Origin of the sequence: Flavobacterium inviolabile (assembly GCF_013389455.1) — a bacterium.
Taxonomy (GTDB): domain Bacteria; phylum Bacteroidota; class Bacteroidia; order Flavobacteriales; family Flavobacteriaceae; genus Flavobacterium; species Flavobacterium inviolabile.
On record NZ_CP058278.1, the window covers coordinates 3,837,620 to 3,860,449 of the forward strand.

Annotated in this window: 21 protein-coding genes; 11 read left to right on the forward strand and 10 right to left on the reverse strand. The window is 40.5% G+C overall.

Going from position 1 to position 22,830, the window contains the following annotated elements; translation table 11 throughout:
• Positions 1 to 13: 13 nt before the first annotated feature.
• The gene (locus HW120_RS17330) at positions 14 to 2,212 is read right to left on the reverse strand and encodes a B12-binding domain-containing radical SAM protein (RefSeq protein ID WP_177735907.1); all 2,199 of its coding nucleotides are present in this window, start codon (positions 2,210 to 2,212) and stop codon (positions 14 to 16) included.
• Positions 2,213 to 2,294: 82 nt separating this feature from the next.
• Positions 2,295 to 3,251: an ion channel gene (locus HW120_RS17335; RefSeq protein WP_177735910.1), complete on the reverse strand. Its 957-nt coding sequence runs from the start codon at positions 3,249 to 3,251 to the stop codon at positions 2,295 to 2,297.
• A 97-nt stretch (positions 3,252 to 3,348) separates the two neighbouring features.
• Between HW120_RS17335 and HW120_RS17340 the strand changes: the two genes are divergently transcribed.
• On the forward strand, positions 3,349 to 3,666 hold the full coding sequence (locus HW120_RS17340; protein WP_177735913.1) for a hypothetical protein: 318 nt from the start codon (positions 3,349 to 3,351) through the stop codon (positions 3,664 to 3,666).
• A 45-nt stretch (positions 3,667 to 3,711) separates the two neighbouring features.
• Here HW120_RS17340 and carB read toward each other — a convergent pair whose 3' ends face one another.
• Positions 3,712 to 6,564 carry a carbamoyl-phosphate synthase large subunit gene (gene carB, locus HW120_RS17345; RefSeq protein ID WP_177735928.1) on the reverse strand — a complete coding sequence of 951 codons (2,853 nt, stop codon included), beginning with the start codon at positions 6,562 to 6,564 and terminating at the stop codon, positions 3,712 to 3,714.
• Between the two features lie 102 nt (positions 6,565 to 6,666).
• On the reverse strand, positions 6,667 to 6,828 hold the full coding sequence (gene rpmH / locus HW120_RS17350) for a 50S ribosomal protein L34 (protein WP_026979292.1): 162 nt from the start codon (positions 6,826 to 6,828) through the stop codon (positions 6,667 to 6,669).
• Between the two features lie 259 nt (positions 6,829 to 7,087).
• Here rpmH and HW120_RS17355 point away from each other — a divergent pair, with 259 nt between their 5' ends.
• The gene (locus HW120_RS17355; protein WP_177735931.1) at positions 7,088 to 7,603 is read left to right on the forward strand and encodes a DUF2892 domain-containing protein; all 516 of its coding nucleotides are present in this window, start codon (positions 7,088 to 7,090) and stop codon (positions 7,601 to 7,603) included.
• Between the two features lie 149 nt (positions 7,604 to 7,752).
• Complete coding sequence (locus tag HW120_RS17360) at positions 7,753 to 8,454, forward strand: TlpA family protein disulfide reductase (protein ID WP_177735933.1); 702 nt, start codon at positions 7,753 to 7,755, stop codon at positions 8,452 to 8,454.
• Here HW120_RS17360 and HW120_RS17365 read toward each other — a convergent pair.
• Positions 8,451 to 9,347: a lytic transglycosylase domain-containing protein gene (locus HW120_RS17365; RefSeq protein WP_177735935.1), complete on the reverse strand. Its 897-nt coding sequence runs from the start codon at positions 9,345 to 9,347 to the stop codon at positions 8,451 to 8,453. The genes HW120_RS17360 and HW120_RS17365 overlap by 4 nt on opposite strands.
• 9 nt (positions 9,348 to 9,356) lie before the next feature.
• Positions 9,357 to 10,028 carry an alpha/beta fold hydrolase gene (locus HW120_RS17370; protein WP_177735938.1) on the reverse strand — a complete coding sequence of 224 codons (672 nt, stop codon included), beginning with the start codon at positions 10,026 to 10,028 and terminating at the stop codon, positions 9,357 to 9,359.
• Positions 10,029 to 10,175: 147 nt separating this feature from the next.
• Between HW120_RS17370 and HW120_RS17375 the strand changes: the two genes are divergently transcribed.
• The gene (locus HW120_RS17375) at positions 10,176 to 10,457 is read left to right on the forward strand and encodes a GNAT family N-acetyltransferase (protein ID WP_177735940.1); all 282 of its coding nucleotides are present in this window, start codon (positions 10,176 to 10,178) and stop codon (positions 10,455 to 10,457) included.
• Between the two features lie 57 nt (positions 10,458 to 10,514).
• Here HW120_RS17375 and mtaB read toward each other — a convergent pair whose 3' ends face one another.
• The gene (mtaB, locus tag HW120_RS17380) at positions 10,515 to 11,843 is read right to left on the reverse strand and encodes a tRNA (N(6)-L-threonylcarbamoyladenosine(37)-C(2))-methylthiotransferase MtaB (RefSeq protein WP_177735942.1); all 1,329 of its coding nucleotides are present in this window, start codon (positions 11,841 to 11,843) and stop codon (positions 10,515 to 10,517) included.
• A gap of 170 nt (positions 11,844 to 12,013) precedes the next feature.
• Between mtaB and HW120_RS17385 the strand changes: the two genes are divergently transcribed.
• From HW120_RS17385 to HW120_RS17400, 4 genes are all read left to right on the forward strand, one after another.
• Positions 12,014 to 13,633 (forward strand): ABC transporter substrate-binding protein, encoded by a 1,620-nt coding sequence (locus tag HW120_RS17385; protein ID WP_177735944.1) that lies wholly within the window; start codon positions 12,014 to 12,016, stop codon positions 13,631 to 13,633.
• A 59-nt stretch (positions 13,634 to 13,692) separates the two neighbouring features.
• A complete protein-coding gene (locus HW120_RS17390; protein ID WP_177735947.1) occupies positions 13,693 to 14,364 on the forward strand; it encodes a response regulator transcription factor in 672 nt (223 codons plus the stop codon).
• A 2-nt stretch (positions 14,365 to 14,366) separates the two neighbouring features.
• The gene (locus tag HW120_RS17395; protein WP_177735951.1) at positions 14,367 to 15,659 is read left to right on the forward strand and encodes a sensor histidine kinase; all 1,293 of its coding nucleotides are present in this window, start codon (positions 14,367 to 14,369) and stop codon (positions 15,657 to 15,659) included.
• 87 nt (positions 15,660 to 15,746) lie between these two features.
• Positions 15,747 to 16,199 (forward strand): PepSY-like domain-containing protein, encoded by a 453-nt coding sequence (locus tag HW120_RS17400; protein ID WP_177735955.1) that lies wholly within the window; start codon positions 15,747 to 15,749, stop codon positions 16,197 to 16,199.
• Positions 16,200 to 16,258: 59 nt separating this feature from the next.
• Here HW120_RS17400 and aspA read toward each other — a convergent pair whose 3' ends face one another.
• From aspA to HW120_RS17415, 3 genes are all read right to left on the reverse strand, one after another.
• Positions 16,259 to 17,650: an aspartate ammonia-lyase gene (gene aspA, locus HW120_RS17405; protein ID WP_177735958.1), complete on the reverse strand. Its 1,392-nt coding sequence runs from the start codon at positions 17,648 to 17,650 to the stop codon at positions 16,259 to 16,261.
• A gap of 151 nt (positions 17,651 to 17,801) precedes the next feature.
• Positions 17,802 to 18,977, reverse strand: a complete 1,176-nt coding sequence (locus HW120_RS17410) for a GlmU family protein (RefSeq protein ID WP_177735961.1) — start codon at positions 18,975 to 18,977, stop codon at positions 17,802 to 17,804.
• Positions 18,978 to 19,083: 106 nt separating this feature from the next.
• Positions 19,084 to 19,335 (reverse strand): type B 50S ribosomal protein L31, encoded by a 252-nt coding sequence (locus HW120_RS17415; protein WP_177735964.1) that lies wholly within the window; start codon positions 19,333 to 19,335, stop codon positions 19,084 to 19,086.
• 237 nt (positions 19,336 to 19,572) lie between these two features.
• Between HW120_RS17415 and HW120_RS17420 the strand changes: the two genes are divergently transcribed.
• From HW120_RS17420 to HW120_RS17430, 3 genes are read left to right on the forward strand one after another with little or no spacing between them, the layout of a single operon-like run.
• Positions 19,573 to 20,103: a DUF4199 domain-containing protein gene (locus HW120_RS17420; RefSeq protein WP_177735967.1), complete on the forward strand. Its 531-nt coding sequence runs from the start codon at positions 19,573 to 19,575 to the stop codon at positions 20,101 to 20,103.
• Positions 20,104 to 20,111: 8 nt separating this feature from the next.
• Positions 20,112 to 21,068 (forward strand): glycosyltransferase family 2 protein, encoded by a 957-nt coding sequence (locus HW120_RS17425; protein WP_177735970.1) that lies wholly within the window; start codon positions 20,112 to 20,114, stop codon positions 21,066 to 21,068.
• A 32-nt stretch (positions 21,069 to 21,100) separates the two neighbouring features.
• Positions 21,101 to 22,828, forward strand: coding sequence for a phospho-sugar mutase (locus HW120_RS17430; protein WP_177735973.1), 1,728 nt, complete (start codon positions 21,101 to 21,103; stop codon positions 22,826 to 22,828).
• Positions 22,829 to 22,830: the final 2 nt, after the last annotated feature.

Below are 22,830 nucleotides of genomic sequence, written 5' to 3' on the forward strand. Positions count from 1 at the left end.
ATTGGCGCTTTTATTATAGGACCAGTAGTCCGAAGTCCCGAAGCGTATTGATTGGCTTGGAGTACCAGAAGAGTTCGAAATCTTCCTTATCCGAGTTTTCATAATCACTTTTCACTTCGTTAAACGTAAATACTTTGGTATTCGCTACCGAAATTTTAGGCAGCAGCTCTTTGAGCCAGTCGGCTTCTTCTTTATTTACCTGTATTGTAAAGCTTTCTTTTTTATCGTGAAAAGTCAGGCTTGCCATTTCAAACTGTCGTCCTTTTTTGTTTTTTGTAAAATAGGAAACTGCCGGCTTCCCTCCTGTCCATACAATCTTGGCGCTGGATTTTACGGTAAAGTTATCCTCATCCTGCAATGCATTGTAGATATAATCGTGGGGAACTTTCGTTCGCGGTATTTTAAATTCAAACCAGTCCTGCAACGGGTAATCAAAACAAATCCCATGCATATAATTGAACAGGGATTTTTTCAGTCCGAAACTAAACCGGTCGTGATCGGTGCCGGTTGTATCGATATGTACAATATCGTTATTGGCAAAAGAACCGATGGTATCCGTTTCTTTCTGTACGCCAAATTTTTCAGGATACATTCCAACCGGGCTATGGGCCGTCATTGCAAACTGATGCCAGAATCCGGATTGCAGGATTCCCAATTCAAACAATTGGCGCACCATTTCCAGGCTGTCTATTGTTTCCTGCGCTGTTTGCGTCGGGAAACCATACATCAGGTAAGCATGTACCATGATACCGGCTTCGGTAAAATTGCGGTTCACTCTTGCCACCTGCGCTACGGTTACTCCTTTCTGGATCAGTTCCAGCAAACGGTCCGAAGCAACTTCCAGTCCGCCGGAAACGGCAATACAGCCGGAAGCTTTTAGCAGCAGGCAAAGGTCTTTGGTAAAACTTTTTTCAAACCGGATATTCGTCCACCAGGTAACTGCCAGTTTTCGTTTCAGGATTTCCAGGGCTACCGCTCGCATTAATGCCGGCGGTGCGGCTTCGTCTACAAAGTGAAACCCGTTCTGTCCTGTTTGCGCCATCAGTTCCTCCATTCTGTCAACCAGCATTTTGGCGGCAATTGGTTCGTAAACCTTTATATAGTCTAATGATATGTCACAGAAAGTACATTTCCCCCAGTAGCAGCCGTGCGCCATCGTCAGCTTATTCCAGCGTCCGTCACTCCACATACGGTGCATCGGGTTCACGATTTCAATAACCGAAATGTATTTATCAAGCAGTAAATCGCTGTAATCCGGTGTTCCTACTTCGGATTGTTTATAATCCCGGCAGGCAGGATTATTGATATAGGTTACTTCCCCTTCCGATAAGACAAACGTCCGTTTCAGGGCTTCTTTCGGCAATTTGCCTTCCACATAAGCGATCATGTTTTCCACCGGCGCTTCTCCGTCATCCAATGTTATAAAGTCAAAGAATTCCATCACCCGCGTATCTGTAAGGGAGCGCAATTCCGTATTGGGAAAACCGCCGCCCATGGCGACCTTGATTTCCGGATGGTGCTTTTTGATCCATTGTGCGCAACGAAAAGCGCTGTACAGATTTCCGGGAAACGGCACAGAGAAAGCCACTATTTCCGGCTGAATCTCCTGTAGTCTTTCCTCCAGAAGCTGTAAGGTGATCTGATCGATATAGGTGTATTCCTGCTGAAGCGTGGCATGCAGTTCGTCAAAAGAATTGGCGGAACGGCCTAAGCGTTCAGCATAACGGCTAAAGCCAAAATGCGGATCGATACATTCCACTATCAAATCTGAAATATCTTCCAGATAGAGCGTTGCCAGGTGCTTCCCTTTGTCCTGTGTTCCCATCGTACCAAAAGCCCAGTCCAGTTCTTCCAGCTGTGCAAAGCGGGACGCTTCCGGAAGGAAATCTTCCTGGCAGATCAAATGGGATAAAGTTGGATTTTTCCCTTGCAGGAATAAGATAACCGGATCAATCGTCTTGATATATTCGTCCTGTAGAGCAATAATACGCTGACTGTTTTCAGAATATTGCTGGGCTTTGCCTTCAATTTCGACAAACAGGCGGATAAGTCCTTCTTTGGAAAACAATTTCAGGATCACTTCGATACCCAAATCCGCCTGGAAAGAGGAGATATTTTTGGTATTCAGAAAACCTTTCACATAAGCCGTTCCCGGATAGGGTGTGTTGAGCTGTGTAAAAGGCGGTGTGATTAGGAAAATTGTTGTCGGCATCTTTACGTTACTTCATTGAGACTGCAAAAGTATCACATTTTTAAAAATAAATCAGCTTTATCAACGATACATCAGCGGCTGCTTATAATGCCACCGTTTCTATAGCGTTTAGTTTGTCGACATACAAAACCGTTTCCTGATTTTCATGATCGCCGGAAAACATTGACAGGAATTTCGCGCCATAGACGATCTCCTTAAAAGTATAAGATGTCCGTTTAACAACCGTAGTACTGAACATATCGTCGAAAACCTTGATAAAAACCAGTATTTCACCCTGTTGTTTTTCAAAGTCTTCCTTACTAAAAGCCGCCAGCGGACTGCTCTCCGTGATAGGGTGCACCAGAGTCCAGCTCAGCGTCAGCATATTGATCTTATCCAGTTCCAAATCCAGCGTAAAGAATTTATTTACTTTCTTTCCGTCTTCTTCAAAATTCAGCCCTAACGTAACTTTTGCTTCCGCTTCCATCAGGTTGGTATTTTTATAAGGTGTTAGCCGGATCATTAAGGCTTTGGAGTCTTTATAGGGAGCAATTACCGCAATATCCGAAAAACGGACCAGTGCTTTCGGCTTACTGAATCTTCCGTAAAACAAGCCGGTCGCTATGGCAAAGCTCAGCAATCCGAACAGCGCTTCCACGGAAGCGACAAAACTGGAGGCAAATCCGGTCGGACTGATGTGTCCGTAGCCCACAGTCGTAAAAGTCTGTGCACTGAAAAAGAATGCCTGACCGAATTGATTGAGCGGTGTGACGGCATTGATACCCTGCAGGTGTTCCACCCCGATGCCATAGTAAATACAGGCAAAAAGAAAATTAACCGCCAGGTAAAAGGCAAAAATGATAAACATGAATTTCCAGCGCTTCACTTCGATCATTGCATGGTACCAGCTTATTTTTTCCGCCCGTCCGATACCGACTTTCCTCACATTCGCATTTCCGTTTTTATTTACAAAACGCCCGGCATAACCGGAGGCATTCACTCCAAAGCCGGTGTTCTCATCCGCTTTAGCCCTGGAATTTATTTTCTTTAGAAAAGCCATAAGGTATATTTTAAGTAAAGCTAAAAAAAATCCGATTTCAAAATATTTTAAAAGACATGATATTTTTTTTATACATTTAATGTAAACACCTCTAAATATGAAAAATATTACATTGTCTGTTCAACCATTTGGAAATTCAAAATACAGATTAGGAATCAAATTAGACGATTCAAGAACCTATTTTGTCAAAAGACATAGAGAAGTGATTCTAAAAATTGAAGACCAAACAATTAACACAAAAACTACTTGTGGTCCTCCTTTAAACAAAGGTTTTGACTTGAGTGAAACTGCAATTCATCAGTGGATTATAGATAATTCATTTCATAAATACATCCCCAGAAAGCCAACTAAATTAATTTTTAAATTAGATATCAATAATGGTTTAATTACTCTAACTTATCTAAATAAAGAATAAAAAAAGTCCCGATAAATCGGGACTCTTCAAATATATATTGTCGTATTATTTACTTAAATACATTTTTCTTCTGGAGTACAATTCGTAGAACTGATCGTCTTTCAGGTCATCGATAAACAAGATGCTTTCTCCTGTGGATTTCATTTCCGGTCCTAAAGCTTTGTTTACATTTTTGAATTTGCTGAAAGAGAATACCGGCTGCTTGATGGCATATCCTTTTAACTGCGGGTTAAAGGTAAAGTCGGTTACTTTCTTTTCACCCAGCATTACTTTTGTCGCATAATTTACATACGGCTCCCCATACGCTTTAGCGATAAAAGGAACGGTACGGGACGCTCTCGGGTTTGCTTCAATGATGTATACGGTATCGTCTTTAATAGCGAACTGTATGTTGATCAGACCTACTGTTTTTAGTGCCAGGGCAATTTTGTGGGTATGGTCTTTGATTTGCTGCATCACAAACTCTCCTAAGTTAAAAGGCGGCAATGTCGCATTACTGTCTCCCGAGTGGATTCCGCATGGCTCGATATGCTCCATGATTCCGATGATGTACACGTTTTCTCCGTCGCAGATAGCATCTGCTTCCGCTTCAATAGCTCCGTCAAGATAATGGTCTAACAACAGTTTATTATTTGGAATTTTGCGTAGTAAATCCACCACGTGCTCTTCCAGTTCTTCTTTGTTGATAACGATCTTCATTCCTTGTCCTCCCAATACGTAAGATGGTCTTACCAATAACGGGAAGTCTAATTTATCGGCTAATTTTGATGCTTCGTCTGCACTTTCTGCTACTCCAAATTGCGGGAAAGGAATTTTTAATTCTTCCAGTAATTCCGAGAAACGTCCTCTGTCCTCAGCCAGATCCAGTGCATCAAAACTGGTTCCGATTATTTTTACGCCGTATTTAGACAGTTTTTCAGCCAATTTCAAGGCTGTCTGCCCGCCTAACTGTACGATCACTCCTTCCGGTTTTTCATGGCGGATAATGTCGTAGATATGTTCCCAGAAAACCGGTTCGAAGTACAGTTTATCGGCCGTATCAAAATCGGTTGAAACCGTTTCAGGATTACAGTTAATCATGATGGTTTCATAACCGCATTCTGCTGCTGCCAATACACCGTGTACACAGGAATAATCGAATTCGATCCCCTGTCCGATGCGGTTTGGTCCCGAGCCCAGTACAATTACTTTCTTTTTGTCGGTTACAATACTTTCATTGTCTACATAACGGGTTCCGTCTGCTTTTTCAATTTCTGCCTCAAATGTAGAGTAGTAATACGGTGTTTTTGCCTTAAACTCGGCCGCACAGGTATCTACCAGTTTGTACACACGTTTTACGCCCAAATCCTCACGAAGTCTGTAAATCTGACTTTCCAGACAGCCTAACATGTGTGCGATCTGTCTGTCGGCAAATCCTTTTTGTTTTGCTTCCAGCAACAGTTCTTTGGATAAGGTATCGATATTGTATTTTGAAATTTCTTTTTCTAAAGCATACAGTTCTTCATATTGTTTTAAGAACCACATGTCAATTTTGGTAATCTCATGAATTCTGCTCAATGGAATTCCCATTGCAATCGCATCATAAATTACGAATACACGATCCCAGCTGGCGTGCGTCAGCTTATCAATGATCTGGTCGTAATTGGTATATCCTTTTCCGTCTGCACCCAATCCGTTGCGTTTGATCTCCAACGATTGTGTTGCTTTGTGCAATGCTTCCTGGAAAGAACGCCCGATTCCCATTACTTCCCCTACGGATTTCATCTGCAATCCTAAGGTTCTGTCGGCTCCTTCAAATTTATCAAAGTTCCAACGCGGTATTTTTACAATTACATAATCTAATGTAGGCTCAAATAAGGCCGATGTTGATTTTGTAATCTGATTTTCCAATTCATCCAATGAATATCCCAATGCCAGCTTGGTTGCAATTTTAGCGATCGGATAACCGGTTGCTTTTGAAGCCAATGCCGAAGAACGGGACACACGCGGGTTAATTTCAATGGCAACGATATCTTCCTTTTCATCCGGAGAAACGGCAAACTGCACATTACATCCTCCTGCAAAGTTTCCGATGCTGCGCATCATCAAAATTGCCATGTCACGCATTCTCTGGAACGTTCTGTCTGATAAGGTCATTGCCGGAGCAACGGTAATACTGTCGCCGGTGTGGATACCCATCGGGTCCATATTTTCGATCGTACAGATAATTACGACGTTGTCGTTTTTATCCCGTAACAATTCCAATTCATATTCTTTCCATCCCAAAAGTGCTTTATCAATCAACACTTCGTGGATAGGTGACGCTTCCAGTCCTCTTGTCAGCAAATCGTCGAAATCCTCTTTTTTATGTACAAAAGCGGCTCCGGTTCCTCCTAAGGTAAAGGACGGACGGATTACCAGCGGAAAGCCGAATTCCTGAGCAATTTCTTTTCCTTTAAGGAATGAGTTTGCTGTTTTTGCCGGCGCTACCGGAATTTCAATTTTTTCTAAAAGCTGTTTGAACTGCTCTCTGTCCTCTGTAACATTAATGGCATTGACATCAACACCAATCAATTTTACATTAAAATCCTGCCAAATTCCTTTTTCGTCTGCTTCCAGACATAAGTTCAACGCTGTCTGTCCACCCATAGTCGGTAAAACAGCATCGATCTGCGGATGCGCTTTAAGGATTTCTATTATTGATTTTGTAGTTAGTGGTTTTAAATAAATATGGTCCGCCATGGAAGGATCCGTCATGATCGTTGCCGGATTTGAGTTAATCAAAATAACTTCAATTCCCTCTTCACGAAGCGATCGCGCCGATTGTGATCCGGAATAGTCAAACTCGCAGGCCTGACCGATAACGATAGGTCCTGAACCAATAATTAAAACCGATTTTATTGAATTGTCTTTAGGCATTGTGTTGTGTTGTATGTAGTTGTATTTATTTTTAACGAAAAGATATAAAAAAAGGCGTTACCATGAATTAGTAACACCTTTATTAACGATTTTAATAAATCATTATTTTTTATGTCTTGGCTCAGAAGAAACCGTTAACTTATGTCTTCCTTTAGCTCTTCTACGCGCTAATACTTTTCTTCCGTTAGCAGAAGCCATTCTTTCCATGAAACCGTGTTTGTTTCTTCTTTTTCTTTTTGATGGTTGAAACGTTCTCTTACTCATTGCTTTTTATCTTTAAATCGTGTTTTTAAAATAACAGGTCAGCTTTGAAAATTCTGTCGCTTCAAAACCGAGTGCAAATATACAAAGACTTTTATTTCTGACAAGTGCTTTTAAAAAAATATTTTAAATTCCTTTTGATAATATTATCTTTTAAGCAATTCTGCCTGCTATATCAAGGTTTTTTAACCTTCTTTGAACAAACTTATTTCGCCTGCTCATTTCATTTTATTACATTTGCAAACCTAAATACAAAAATACTATGTTTCACAGAAATATCAAACTAATCTTAGCTGCATTAATCATTGCATTAGGAATCTGGCAATTCACCGAAAACAATATTGGAAACGGTATCTTTTTAATACTTTTTTCCTCCATCTTTATTTTACTATATTTCAAAAACGAATTCATATTATTAGCCTTTTTAAAACTTAGAAAACAGGATTTTCCAGGAGCACAAAAATGGCTTTCCTATATTAAAAACCCGGAAACTGCTTTAATTAAAAAACAACAGGGGTATTACAATTATTTACACGGATTAATGGTTTCGCAGACAAATTTATCGGCGGCTGAAAAGTATTTCAAAAAAGCGATTGAATTAGGTTTAAACATGGATCAGGATTTAGCTTTAGCGAAATTAAACCTTGCCGGAATTGCAATGACCAGAAGACGAAAACTGGAAGCAACCAATCTTCTTAACGAGGCTAAAAAACTGGACAAACAGAACATGCTGAAAGACCAGATTAAAATGATGAAAGATCAGATGAAAAAAATGTAATAACATTTTGATTATCAAAAATATAAAACGCCTTTTCGGGCGTTTTTTTTATGCCCGGCACGCAACCAAACGGTTTTAGGAACATCTTATAGTCAGATACGTTTATTTACGGCAAAAAATGCCTAACTTTACTACTTAAAGCGTTGGTTATGAATAAATTTTACGTAACAAACATAGCTTTACTTCTTCTATCTTCTACAGTTCCTGCTCAAGATAACGGCACTATTTTGTTTTCGTATACCCTGCACAAAAACATCCGGCTGTATTCTAAAAAATCTGATTTAGCCTATACCAAAGGTGATATTGACCGGGGTACTTTTCTTTTTGATTCTCTGGTTAAGAACCAATTAACCGGAACAACATTCGACAATTTCAGCTTTAAGCGCCTCAAAAAAAGCCGCCTGTACTTAAACAGCATTAAAAAACCTGTATTCCTGATTACGTATGCATCGTGGTGTGTTCCGTCTAAAGGAGAAATTCCGGCCTTAAACAAACTGGCACAGCGATACGGAAAAGACATCCAGTTTATTGTGCTGTACTGGGACCGTAAAAACAATATTAAGAAGATTGCCAAAAAATTCAACAGCCGCATTGAAGTGTGCTATGCCCACGAAACCTATAACAAGGATGCTTACCTGGTATCTACCCTGAAACATACTTTAGGTTTTCCTACATCTTATTTTCTGGATGAGAATTTAAAAGTAGTCAATATCAAGCGCGGCGGTGCCATCCTTACCGAAAAAGCAACCTTTACCAAAGCGCTTGATTTAAACTACAGAACATTCCAGGAAGGACTGAGCTGCCTGCTCATTAATGTCGATTCCCATTCCCAAAGACTGGCTAAGCACTAACGCTTATAGCCTTCCAAAGGGATATCAATGATATATTTTTTATTCGGAGCTACGACCAGTTTTTTATCGCGAAGCCACGGATTGTGAATTTTCAGGATCTTATAATTAATGCCCTGCTCTATCGCAAACAAAGCCAGGTCATCAATAGTAGCCATCACCTCAACCTTTTTTACCGGTATTTGCTGATACAATACCTCTTTAGGCAAATCATAGCCGTATTTCACCTGGTTCTTCATGATTTCTTTCAGGGCTAAAATCCTGAAAACATAACGGGATGTTTCATCATTTAAAAGCAAATCGTAATAATCCGTTACTTTCTGACTCTCGATCTGCTTGTTCACGCCGTTCATACCGCCGTTATAGGAAGCCGCAGCCAGCGTCCAGTTACCGAATTTATCTTTAGCCGAAAGCAGGTATTTACAAGCCGCTTCCGTTGATTTTTCCAGATGGTAACGTTCGTCTACATATTCGTTCACTTCCATTCCTTTTTCTTTGGCGGTTTCCGGCATAAACTGCCATACGCCACGCGCTCCCGCAGAAGAAACGGCATTTACCAGTCCGCTTTCAATAACCGCCAGGTATTTAAAATCATCAGGAACACCATACTGTTTCAGTATCGGCTCAATTACCGGAAAAGCCCTGTTGGCTCTTTTAATCACCAAAGCTGTTGTTGCATGCAGGTTCACATTTACCAGCAATTCCCTGTCCAGTCTTTCTTTTACATCCGAAAGCGACATCGGCACCTGTTCGCCGGCAAAGTCAATATTAGCCGGTAAATACACATGGTTCTTTACATCTACTTCCGTTCCGGTTCCGGTGGAGGTCCAGTGGATTAAAACACCACTGGTTATTATTACTGCTGCTACTATAGCCGTTCTTTTGATTCTGTTCATTTTGCTTTTTTATTTTTTTACATTTCCCTCTACAATCAGAGAAGGTAAATTACTGTTTAACCACCTGAATTTATTCAGTATCATCACATGTGTTCCGCCTTTAATAACAATAGCATCCTGTATGTTTTTTATCGGAAACACCTCGTCGGCATCACCGTGAATGTGAATCACCGTTGTGTCACACTCTGTCCGGCTCCAGGTAACCACCTGTTCCAATGCCCAGTCCAGATAGCGTTTATCCCTCATGGACAAAAACTTTTCGTAAAGCTTTATCCGGCCTTTTGCCGTTTCGCCAAAAGCATATTTTGCCAGTACTTCAATATTCCCGAACAAACTCGTCGGAACCAGTTTGTAAGCTCTGGTTGTTTTTGCAAGTTTGATACGTTTCGGAAATTCAATCTTTGTTTTAACACTGGATATAATGATCGTTCGTCTAACCGGAATTATTTTCGCTATTTCCTGCACCAGTATCCCGCCAAAGGAAACACCCACCAAAACAGGCTGCGCTTCCGTTATTTTTTCAGCCATCCGTTTCGCATAGGATTGCAGGCTTTCTTTAGGCTCCGGCAAAAACCATTCCAGTAAATGCACTTCAAACTGATCTTCCGGTAATTGGATATGTTCAAATATAGATGGATTGGCGGCCAATCCGGGCATAAAATAAACAGGTATTTTACTCATTATCTGATGTTTTAACGCTTTACTAACGCAAATTCTGATGATTTTTTCCGAATTTTGCATAAAAATAATTCATTCCGAATGATTTTACAATCTCATTTCGCTTTAAATTATTATCAATTTATTTCTTCGATATGAATACACTACATTATGGAAATTAAAGACAACGAATTATTAAGACAATTCGAGAATCACACCGAAACCGGGCTATTAGCCGTTGAATATGCTATTCAAGAACGAAAATTATTTTTAACCAAACTCAATCATGCCGAAAATCAGGATCCCGAATCCATCAATGAGTTTTTAAAAAGCGTTATGTCCATTGCCGAAGAGAGAAAACTTCGTGTCGTACCCACACATCCCAAGATTACTTCTTTTTTTAGAAAAAATCCGGTTTACAAGGAATTGCTTCCGCCGGGAATTAAAATATAAAACATTAAAAAAGCTCGTGTTGATCACGAGCTTTTCTTTTATCTTAAAAACCGGGTTTTATACCGGGACATTCCGGAATTCCATACGAACCATTCCGTCTTCGTCAATTTTAGTTAAGTGTATATCGTGCAGCGTATTAACCAGTTCCGGATTCCATGGCGTTTTCACCTTTACATAGTTTTCTGTAAATCCATGGATATAGCCTTCTTTATTTTCTCCTTCAAACAACACGGTACGGTTGGTTCCCAGCTGGCTTTCATAGAACGCTCTTCTTTTTTTAACCGATAGTCCTCTCAGCATTTTACTTCTTTTGCTTCGCACATTCATCGGCACCACATCTTCCATCATCACCGCTTCGGTATTATCCCTTTCCGAATATGTAAACACGTGCAGGTAAGAAATATCCATTTCATTCAGGAAGTTATAGGTTTCCAGGAAAAGCTCATCTGTTTCGCCCGGAAAACCAACAATAACATCCACCCCGATACAGGCATGCGGCATCACTTCCCGGATTTTAGCAACCCGGTCCTTATACAATTCCCGCAGGTATCTTCGTTTCATTTTTTTCAATATCGTATTGCTTCCGGACTGTAACGGAATGTGAAAATGCGGCACAAAAGTTCTGCTTTTCGACACAAAATCAATCGTTTCATTTTTCAGCAGGTTCGGCTCGATAGACGAAATACGCAAACGTTCAATTCCCGCTACTTCATCCAGTGCCTGCACCAATTCGTAAAAAGTATGTTCGTGTTTTTTATTCCCAAACTCTCCTTTTCCGTAATCCCCGATGTTAACACCGGTAAGCACAATCTCTTTAATGCCCTGTTCCGATATTTCTTTGGCGTTTTTCAACACATTATCCATCGTATCGCTACGGGAAATCCCTCTTGCCAAAGGAATCGTACAATAGGTACATTTATAATCACAACCATCCTGAACTTTCAGGAAAGCACGCGTTCTGTCGCCAATAGAATAACTGCCCACATAAAAATCGGCATCTTCAATCTCACAGGAATGCACTTCCCCCATGTCGTTTTTGGACAGGTCGTTGATATAATCGGTAATCTTAAATTTTTCGGTGGCACCCAAAACCAGATCCACTCCATCCACCGCAACCAGCTCTTCCGGTTTTAGCTGGGCATAACAACCCACAGCCGCCACAAAAGCTTTATCGTTATTCTTAAGTGCTTTTTTTACAATCTGCTTGAACTGCTTGTCTGCATTCTCTGTTACCGAACAGGTGTTAATCACATAAATGTCGGCAATATCCTCAAAATCCACACGATCGAAGCCTTCGTCCTGAAAACTGCGCGCAATTGTTGATGTCTCTGAAAAATTCAGTTTACATCCCAACGTATAAAAAGCAACTTTTTTTCTGTTTTCCATAATGATAAGCTACTTATGAAGTAGTAACTTTAGTTATATTTACATCTTTTTAAAAAAGAGTTTGCAAATTTACATACAAATTTCGGTTTGGTAAAATCCATAAGGACATTTGTATGACTAATTCACAACATATTAAGACTTTACAAGAACAGCACTGTATTTTTTATTTAATGAAATCAATAATCTTTTACATATCAACATTTTGCCTTTCCCTTTTCCTTGTTTCCTGCGGAAAAAACAGCACCGAAGGAAAAGAACATCTGGTTTTCCGGTATAACGAAAGTGCAAATGTGAGCTCCCTTGATCCGGCTTTTGCCAAAAGCCAGGCAATCATCTGGCCTTGTAATTTGCTTTTTAACGGATTGGTGCAACTGGACGACAGTTTGCACATTCAACCTGACCTTGCCAAAAAATGGATGATTTCCAATGATGGAAAAACCTATATATTTACCCTGCGAAACGATATTTACTTTCATAAAAACAGTCTTTTCGGAAAAGACAGCACCCGCACCGTTAAGGCTTCCGATTTTGAATACAGCCTGAAACGACTGCTGGATGAAAAAGTAGCCTCACCCGGCGGATGGATCTTGCAAACGGTGGAAAGTATGCAGGCAAAAAACGACAGTATTTTCGAAATCCGGTTAAAAAAACCGTTTCCTGCTTTCTTAGGTTTATTATCGATGAAATATGCATCAGTAGTTCCGAAAGAGATAGTTGACACACCGGGTTATGATTTCCGGGCAAAACCGGTTGGCACCGGACCTTTCCGGTTAAAACTCTGGGAAGAAAACGTAAAATTGGTACTGCGCAAAAACCCGCTGTATTTTGAAAAAGATGAAAAAGGCGTATCGCTTCCGTACCTCGAAGCCGTAGCGGTCACTTTCCTGCCGGACAAACAAAGCGGCTTTTTACAGTTTGTCCAGGGAAAACTGGATTTTGTTTCCGGTCTGGATCCTTCCTATAAAGACGAGATCCTCACCCAGGACGGCACTTTACAGCCCAAATATAAAAATGATGTCAACCTGATTACCGGTGCCTACCTGAACACCGAATACCTTGGCTTCCGAATGGACGGAACCGACAAAACAATTCTGGACAAACGCATCCGCCAGGCGATGAATTACGGTTTTGACCGTAAAAAGATGATCCTTTACCTCCGAAACGGCATGGGTACGCCGGCAACCAGCGGAATCATTCCGGCCGGATTACCGGGTTATAACCATCAGCAAGGATACGATTACAATCCTGCAAAAGCAAAACAGCTGATCTCGGAATACAGGAAGGCGACCGGAAATACCAAACCGACCGTTTTTTTAACGACCAATGCGTCTTATATTGACATTACCGAATACCTGCAGCGGGAATGGCAGAAAATCGGGCTGGACGTCCAGGTCGATGTCACGCCGCCGGCAACATTGCGCCAGGCGATTGCCACCGGAAAAGTTAGCTTTTTCCGCGCCAGCTGGATAGCCGATTATCCGGATGCCGAAAATTACCTTTCCCTGTTTTACAGTAAAAACTTTGCCCCGAACGGCCCGAATTATACCCATTTTAAAAATGAGGCATACGATGCGCTTTACGAGCAGGCTTTTTTAGAAACCGACAACGAAAAGCGCTATGCTTTATACCAGAAAATGGATGCCATCATTATTAATGAAGCGCCCATCATTCCTTTATTCTATGACAGGGTAGCCCGTTTTACGCGCAAAAACGTACAAAACTTAGGAATTAATCCTTTAAATTTATTACAGCTGAAAAGAGTAAAAAAGCTACCGCCGGACAATTCCTAATTCTTTCCGAAATTCCGGATTAGATTGCCTCCATTTATTTAATTTTTATAAGCAAAAGGATGAAAATTCTAATAATAGAAGATGAAAAAGGGCTTCGAGAAGTCATACAGCAATCGCTCGAAAAAGAGAAGTTTATTGTTGAAACTGCGGCGACATTTAACGACGGACTGGACAAACTGGGCAGTTACGATTACGACTGTGTTGTGGTGGACATCATGCTTCCGGACGGCAACGGTCTTGATTTAATTTCGGAAATCAAGGCAATTCATAAAAAAGAGGCTATCATTATCATTTCGGCCAAAGATGCGGTAGACGATAAAGTAAAAGGGCTGGACATTGGCGCCGACGACTACCTGAGCAAACCTTTTCACCTGGCAGAATTACACGCGCGTATCAAATCGGCGATACGCAGAAAAAGCCATAACGGCGATACGCTGCTGCGCTGGAACAACATTTCCCTATCACCGGAGCAACGCCTGGTAAAGGTAGACAACGAAGAGCTAACGCTAAACCGGAAAGAATTTGACCTTTTGTATTATTTTATCATCAATCCGAACCGCCTGATCAACAAAACCGCCCTGGCGGAATATGTATGGGGTGATTATATCGACCAGGCAGACAATCTGGATTTTGTGTATTCCCAGATCAAAAACCTGCGTAAAAAATTAAAAGATGCCGCTGCCGAGATAGACATACAGGCTGTTTACGGCATCGGTTACAGAATGAGCTAAACATGAAACTTCAGGTCTATACATTACGCTATCTGCTCATTGCCTTACTGGGTGTTATCGCACTTTGGGCAAGCCTTTTCTATATGGTTATCCTGGAAGAAGTGTATGACAATATAGACGACGGCCTGAAAAACTCCAAGCTGCTGATTATCCGGAAAGTGAATGAAAACCCGAAGTTTTTAACGAATTACGAATCGGAAATCAACCAGTTCACGATAAAACCGCTGCCCAAAGACAATTACCCGGTTTACAATGACGACGACGATGACGATCCTAACGATGTGTTTGTAAATTCCCATCAGTATATGGAATATGACGACGATTACGAACCGGTACGCCTTTTAAAAACAATGTTCATTGCTGCCGACGGCAATCCGTATGCGCTCACCATCAGCGCTTCCATGGTGGAAGAGGATGAATTGCTCGAAGACCTGATGGCAGCGCTGATCGCTTTGTATATCATGCTGGTCGTGAGCATCATCGTTATTAATTATTTTATTTTAAAAAGAGTATGGAAATCCTTTCATGCGTTACTGGAAAAGCTTCGAAATTTCAAACTGGGAACCGGAACCGCTTTTACGGCACCACATTCCCCTATTGACGAATTTAAAGTACTTGGCAAGGAACTGGAAGGACTGTTACAGCGAAATGAAGCCACCTATGCGAGCCAGAAACAATTTATAGAAAATGCTTCTCACGAATTACAGACTCCGCTGGCGATCAGCATCAACCGCCTGGAATTGTATGCCGAGAACAATCTTTTAACGGAAGCCCAGATGGACGATATCGGAAAAATAACCGACACGCTTTCCCGTCTGGTCAAACTGAACAAATCGCTGCTGATGCTTTCCAAGATTGAAAACAAACAGTTTCCGGATGAAGAACGCATTGATTTTAATGATCTGACGGCTAAAATTGTATCCGATTTTGAGGATTTTGCCGATTTCAAACAGGTAACCATCAGCATCACCCAACAGGAACCGTTGCTTTTCACCATGAATAAAGGACTGGCTGTAACCTTACTCAGCAATCTTATCAAAAATGCCATCCTGCACAATCACACCAACGGTACTGTAGCCATTTCGCTTTCCCAGAACCAGCTGAGTATCCGGAATTCGGGCACAGAAAAGGCACTGGATGCCAATTTTATTTTTAACCGGTTTTCCAGACACAGCACAAACGAGCATTCCACCGGCTTGGGCTTAGCCATCGTAAAATCAATTATTTCGACCTATAATCTAAAAATTTGTTATAAATTTGAAGAAGGACATCTTTTTACCATTACGTTCCCCTAAATAAATAAAAAAACATTTTTCCGGTTTTTCCCAATTGTTTCCTAATTCCGATTGTAATCTTGTATCAAATATTAAAATCAATCAAATATGAAAACATTATCAAATTTCCGTTTTGCAAGCCTTATTATTTTATTTACGCTTTTTACAGGAGTAACAGCAAATGCTCAAAAATCGAACATCACACTGTCTCAGTTACCGGCTACCGCACAGGATTTCCTGAAGAAACATTTTCCGAAGCAAACGCCTAATTATATTTTAAAAGACGAAGAAACGTTCTCTTTGGATTATAAAGTACAGCTTGCTGATGGTACCGAAATCGAGTTTGACCGAAAAGGCAACTGGGAAGAAATTGACGGAAACGAAAGACCTATCCCAAACACTGTAGTACCTGCTACGATTGTAACGTATATCCAGAAAAACTACAAAGGGGCTTCGATTGTAAAAATCGACAAAGGTACCTGGGATTATGAAGTGGATCTGGACAACGGTCTTGAATTGAAATTCAACAAAAGCGGTGAATTCCTTAGAATTGATAAATAATAACCGCTTCCTATAAAAAAAGCCTCATCAAAAGATGAGGCTTTTTTTATGACCCGGATTTATCGTTTGGGTGCCAGCATGTTTTCCGGATTTAAAATATCATCCAGCTGTTCTTTGGAAAGGATGTTGTGTTCCAAAACCAGATTATACACGCTTTTACCAGATTCTAAAGCTTCTTTGGCAATCTTGGTACTGTTTTTATACCCGATATACGGATTTAATGCGGTTACTATACCAATGCTGTGCAGTACCATTTCGCGGCAATGCTCCACATTTGCCGTAATACCGTCAATACATTTAAGACGCAGTGTGTCCATACCGTTCGCCAGTAAAGCCATCGATTCCATAATGGCATAGGTTAACACCGGCTCCATAACATTCAGCTGTAGCTGACCCGCTTCGGCAGCCATCGTTACCGTCAGGTCGTTCCCGATAACACGGTAACAAACCTGGTTCATCACTTCCGGAATTACCGGATTTACTTTCCCCGGCATAATGGACGAACCCGGCTGCATGGGTGGCAGGTTGATCTCATTAAATCCGCAGCGCGGTCCGGAAGACAGCAAGCGCAAATCGTTACAGATTTTAGAAATTTTAATGGCCATTCTTTTCAATGCCGAAGAATAGATCACATACGAACCGGTATCCGGTGTGGCTTCAATAAGGTTAGGCGCCGAAACAAACGGATGCCCGGAAACTTTCGCCAGGTTCTCCGCACAAAGCTCGGCATATCCCGGAACGGCATTCAATCCGGTTCCAATGGCTGTCGCTCCCATATTGATCTCAAAAAACAACGCCGAATTTTGGTTTAACCGGGCAATTTCCTCTTCCAGGTTTGCCGCAAACGCTTCAAATTCCTGCCCTAAGGTCATTGGAACCGCATCCTGTAACTGGGTTCTTCCCATTTTTAATACCGTTTTGAACTCCTCTCCTTTTTTACGGAAAGCGGCAATCAGTAATTTTAAATGTTCAATTAACTGGATATTGGCATTTATCGTGGCTAATTTTATCGATGTCGGATACGCATCATTGGTTGATTGCGAAAGGTTAACATGATCATTTGGGGAACAGTACTGGTATTCGCCTTTCTGGTGCCCCAACAGCTCCAAAGCCCTGTTGGCAATCACTTCGTTAATATTCATATTTGTCGATGTTCCGGCACCACCCTGAATCATGTCGATTGGAAATTCCTTGTCGAACTTCCCGTCTATCACTTCTTTGGCAGCCTTAACAATCGCCTCTTTTAATTTCTCTTCCAATAGTCCCAATGTAAAATTGGTTTCGGCAGCAGCCCATTTCACATAAGCCAGTCCTTTTATAAATTCCGGAAACTGATACAGCTTCACGCCCGAAATATGAAAATTATCAATCGCTCTTTGGGTCTGAATCCCATAATATGCATTTTCAGGAACGTTTAAGTCCCCTAACAGGTCGTTTTCAATTCTATACATTTTATGCTATTTTTAGTATTAAAATTACATTAAAGGTACTTTTTATTTTAGAGATACTTCTTTATGAATCGTTAAATTTACAGCCGTAAAATAAAAAACCACAACCGTTATTACAGTTGTGGTTTCCTATTTTTAAGGTCTTACTATCCTATTATTCTTTTCGCCATTTTTTGGTTTCCTCAAATACGTGTTCTAAAATTGCCGCATCCTGTTCTGTGAATTCCACATTGCGTCTTGACATTACAATTTTAGCCGTATCAAAAGCTTTTTTGGTAATATAGGTGGTAAAACCGGCTGCTCCGCCCCATGAAAAACTCGGCACGAAATTTCTCGGGAAACCGCTTCCGAAGATGTTTGTACTCACCCCCACAACCGTTCCGGTATTGAACATGGTGTTGATCCCGCATTTGCTGTGATCGCCCATCATCAATCCGCAAAACTGTAGTCCGGTTTTAGCAAATCCTTCCGTTTCATAGCTCCACAGTTTTACTTCTTCGTAATTGTTCTTTAAATTGGAGTTATTACTGTCGGCACCAATATTGCACCATTCTCCCAAAACCGAATTTCCTAAAAATCCGTCATGTCCTTTATTCGAATAGCCAAACAGTACCGAATTATTCACTTCTCCTCCAATTCTGGAGTGCGGCCCAACAGTTGTTGCGCCATATACTTTGGTAGCCAGTTTTACCTGTGCTTCTTCACAAAGAGCAAACGGACCACGAATAACCGAACCTTCCATTATTTCAGCATTTTTACCAATATAAATAGGACCGGTTGCTGCATTTAATGTTACAAATTCCAGTTTGGCGCCTTCTTCCAGGAAAATATTTTCCGGCGCAATAACATTCACACTTTTTGGAATGGGCTGTGATGTTCTGCCTTCGGTTAACAATTCGAAATCTTCACGAAGGGCAATATCGTTTTTCTGAAAAATATCCCAGGTGTGTTCTATTTTGATACAATCGTTTGTGTATTCGATAATTTCATACGAATCAAAATCTACTTCTTCCTGAGTATCCTGCGTATAAAAAGCGATTACATCATCCTTGTGAAAAATAGCCTGATTCGGTTCCAGATTCACCACCATTTCCGTCAGTATCTCATTGGGCAAAAAGGAAGCATTAATCATAATGTTCGCTTCCATTTCCACCATCGGGAATTTTTCCATTAAATATTCCTCCGTTAAGGTGGTCGTAGTGTACCCCAGGTGTTTTTCCCATTTTTCTCTAATGGTCAGAATCCCGATTCGAATATCGGCTACCGGACGGGTAAAAGTAAACGGAAGTAACGCTTCGCGAACCGTTCCATCAAAAAGTATGTAGTTCATTTGTATCTGTTCAAGATTAGAATGTACCAAAGTTACAAAGTTTCGGTCAGATAAAAATAAAAAAAGCCTTCCGGAATGGAAGGCTTTCTTATTTTTTGAACACTTATTATTTACTAAATTTAGCGTATTTGTTTTTGAATTTATCAATACGTCCTGCAGTATCGATAAGTTTAGATTTACCTGTGTAGAAAGGGTGAGAAGTTCTGGAGATCTCCATTTTGTACACCGGGTATTCAACACCATCAACTTCGATAGTTTCTTTAGTTTCTACTGTAGATTTTGTGATGAAGATATCTTCGTTAGACATATCTTTAAACGCTACTAATCTGTAATTTTCTGGGTGAATTCCTTTTTTCATGATAAATCTTTATTTGTGGCTGTAATCCGTTTTGAAGCTTCTATTTTTCAAAAAGGTATAAACGTCTCACAACTTTTTGTTTATAAACTTTTTTATTTTCAGGTTGCAAATGTACAACTAATTTTGAAATATCAAATCTTTAGCCCTATTTTTTTAAGTAGCTGCCAGCTATATTTTTTAGCTATCCTATAAAGGTAATTCTTATATTTGTAAATTAATTAACCTAAACCAAAATTTATGAATAGTATCATTAAAAAAAACGGGATTAATTTCGGCCTGATAATGGGTATCTTTTCCATTTTAGTAACAACTCTGATATACGCTATCGACATTTCTTTATTTGTGAATCCGATGATTGGCATTTCAAGTATTGTGATATACCTGATTCTGGGAATATGGGTTGTTTCCAAAACAAAAAAAGAGCTTAACAAAAGTATCACTTTTAAAGAGGCTTTTACCGTTTATTTTTTAGCGGCCGCTATAGGAGCAACGCTTTCTGTAGTATTCAATATTATTTTATTTAATTATATCGATCCTGCTGCTAAAGACACTATTCGCCAGTTGACTATTGATTATACGGTTGACATGCTTAGAAAATTCAGTACTCCGACTGCAACGATAAAAGAAACGGTTGAAAAATTAAAAGAATCAGACAACTATAGTATTGTAAGCCAATTAAAAGGTTTGGTATTCAGTCTTGTTTTCAGTGCCATTTTTGGAGCAATTTTAGCGCTGATTTTTAAGAATAGAACCAATACTTTAGAATAATAAAATAAATGAATTTATCCATTATAATTCCTTTACTAAACGAAAGTGAATCACTTCCGGAATTGCATTCATGGATTTCAAAAGTTATGACTGCCCACCATTACTCCTATGAAGTTATCTTTATAGACGATGGCAGTACCGACAGTTCCTGGCAATTGATTGAGCAGTTAGCTGCCCGGAATCCGAATGTAAAAGGAATTCGTTTTTTACGAAATTACGGAAAATCGCAGGCGCTGCATGCCGGTTTTGCAAAAGCAGCCGGTGATGTTATCATCACTATGGATGCCGATTTGCAGGACAGTCCTGACGAGATTCCCGAATTATACAATATGATTACCAGCCAGAACTACGATTTGGTTTCGGGCTGGAAAAAAAAGCGCTACGACTCTGTGGTAGCCAAAAATTTACCTTCAAAATTATTCAACTGGGCTGCCCGAAAAACATCGGGCGTTCAGTTGAACGATTTTAACTGCGGACTAAAAGCCTATAAAAACATCGTTATTAAAAATATTGAGGTTTCGGGCGAAATGCACCGTTACATTCCGGTTCTGGCAAAAAACGCCGGTTTTGGAAAAATTGGTGAAAAAATCGTTATTCACCAGGCCCGTAAATACGGATCGACAAAATTTGGTATGGAACGTTTTATCAACGGTTTTCTGGACCTGATTACCATCTGGTTCTTATCCCGCTTCGGAAAACGCCCGATGCACCTTTTCGGCGCTTTAGGAGTTTTAATGTTCCTGATTGGTTTTTTATCGGCCGGATACATTGGTTTTATAAAGCTTTACAGGCTGTACCACCATCAGCACACCATTTTAGTAACCAGCAATCCCTGGTTTTATATTGCGCTGACTACGATGATTATCGGAACACAACTGTTTTTAGCCGGATTTTTAGGCGAAATTATTCTCCGTACCAAAAACAATGAAGAGCGGTATAAAATTTCCAATGAAGTGAATACCTGATTCTTGTTTACAAACTTTAAAGTTGAACAGCAATGCACATTGAACAAAACATATTAGATAAAGTAAATGTCTGGTTAACGCCAACATTTGACAAGCATACCCAGGAAAAAATCAAAGAAATGATGACTTCGGCTCCGAAAGAGCTGGAAGACAGTTTCTACAAGAACCTGGAATTTGGAACCGGAGGAATGAGAGGGATTATGGGCGTAGGAACCAATCGTATCAATCAATATACCTTAGGGAAAAACACGCAGGGATTATCGGATTATCTGAAGATTTCTTTTCCGGGTGAAGCCCTTAAAGTTGCGATTGCCTATGACTGCCGCCACAATAGCGATACTCTGGCAAAAGTGGTTGCCGATGTTTTTTCTGCCAACGGAATTAAAGTTTATTTATTTTCAGACATGCGTCCCACTCCCGAATTGTCTTTTGCGGTGAAACATCTTGGCTGTCATGCCGGAATTGTACTGACCGCTTCACACAATCCGCCGGAATACAACGGGTATAAAGTGTACTGGCAGGACGGAGGTCAGCTGGTTCCACCTCAGGACAAGGAGGTCATTGAAACCATTGAAGCACTGAATTACGATCAGATCCGCTTTGAAGCCAATAACGATTTAATTGAATATATCGATACCGCCATTGATGATGCTTTTATCAATAACGCTATCGAAAATGCCAGTTTCAACACTCCGGCTACGGCAAAAGACAAGCTGAAAATAGTTTTTACGTCCCTGCACGGAACGTCTATAAAATTAGTTCCGGATGTTTTGGAAAAAGCCGGCTACCCTCATGTTGAGATCGTTAAGGAACAGGCCGAACCGGACGGGAATTTCCCAACGGTAAAATCACCAAACCCGGAAGAACCGGAAGCTTTAACAATGGCTATGGCACTGGCCGAAAAGACAAATGCCGATATTGTTATCGGAACCGATCCGGACAGTGACCGTTTAGGCGTTGCCGTTAGAAATACCGAAGGCAAACTGATCTTATTAAACGGTAACCAGACCATGGTGGTTATGACCCATTTCCTTTTGAAACAATGGCGAAAACAGGGCAAAATAACCGGAACCGAATTTATTGGTTCTACCATCGTATCCACACCAATGATGCTGGAGTTAGCTTCTGCCTATGGCATTGAATGCAAAGTAGGACTTACCGGATTCAAGTGGATCGCTAAAATGATCAAAGACTTCCCGGATCAGAAATTTATTGGCGGCGGCGAAGAAAGTTTCGGTTTTATGGTGGGCGATGCCGTTCGCGATAAAGATGCCGTTACCGCTACGTTACTGGTTTGCGAAATTGCCGCTCAGGCAAAAGAAAGAGGCGCTTCCCTATATGAGGAACTGCTGCAGATGTATGTTGATTTTGGCTTCTATAAAGAACATTTAATTTCAATCACGAAAAAAGGTATTGAAGGCGCTAACGAGATCAAACAAATGATGGTTGCTTTACGGGAGAATCCGCTAAAAGAAATTAACGGAGAGCGCGTGGTTTTTATTGAAGATTATCAAAATTCGACAACAAAAAATCTTTTTACAGACGAAACAGGAACCTTGAGTATTCCCAAATCGAATGTTTTAATCTATTATCTGGAAGACGGTAGTAAAATTTGTGCCCGACCAAGCGGTACAGAACCAAAAATAAAATTCTATTTCAGCGTAAATGCTGCCATAGAAAGCATTGATGATGTTGTTGAAGCTGAAGCATTCCTGGACGACAAAATCAAGAATATAATATCAGGAATGAATTTATCTTAAAA